The following is a 791-nucleotide window of genomic DNA, read 5'->3' on the forward strand; positions in this document are numbered from 1 at the left end:
TTCGTATCGAATTTCGCCCCCAATTCTTTTACGAATGCATTGTCTTCAAATGGAACATCAAGATAGATTTTTTCAATTACTGCAATTTCATCCGGTGCTTTATCAGCAATCCGATGATGCAGTTTAAAATTCACACCCACAATTGGACGGCCTTTCTTAACGGTTTCATATTCTAATTGTAGGTCTGTATTTTCATTAATTTCTGCCACTATTTTGTCTAATACATAGCGTCTAAAATCTACCCAGCGATCATATTTGGTTTCATTAATATCAATCAGTGCTTTCAAGTTTTCCAAAAGTAATGGCACTTCATAACTCTTTTGATTGGCGTACTTGAATTCGTTTTTAATGAAATACGTATAAAGACTCATACTGGCAACAGAATCCAAGGCAAAAAGATGTTTTAGCTGATAGGTGGTAAAATTCCCCCCCGCCAGTTGAGTGAAATACGGCAATACCTCATTGGTAAAACGAATCTGAATCGCATTTTTAGAGTCATCTTCCCATCTTAACTCACGGATAATGGGAACGACAGAATGTACTTTTTTAGTTTTTCTCTTACCATCATCAGCCGGCTCCTCAATAATAAAATGAGCCACCCGGGATGAAAGTTCTTTATAGATGCGGTCTATTGCAACATTAATTGAATTACGTTTATTCAATCCTAGTAAATCTGCCAGATCATCCTTATACAAATAAATATAGGTTTGTTCGGTGATTTCACCATTTACCCTATTTTTCTCACTATAATTCGCAACTGCCATTGCATATAGAAGCGCTTTGTATTCATT

General features: G+C 35.9%; 1 protein-coding gene. It reads right to left on the minus strand.

Features of this window, described 5'->3' with window-relative positions; genetic code table 11:
- On the minus strand, nt 1–791 hold a 791-nt coding region (locus tag GBN19_RS15470), incomplete at both ends, for a replication initiation protein (protein ID WP_151778707.1).

The sequence above is a fragment of the Acinetobacter brisouii genome (assembly GCF_008993995.1).
GTDB lineage: Bacteria > Pseudomonadota > Gammaproteobacteria > Pseudomonadales > Moraxellaceae > Acinetobacter > Acinetobacter brisouii_A.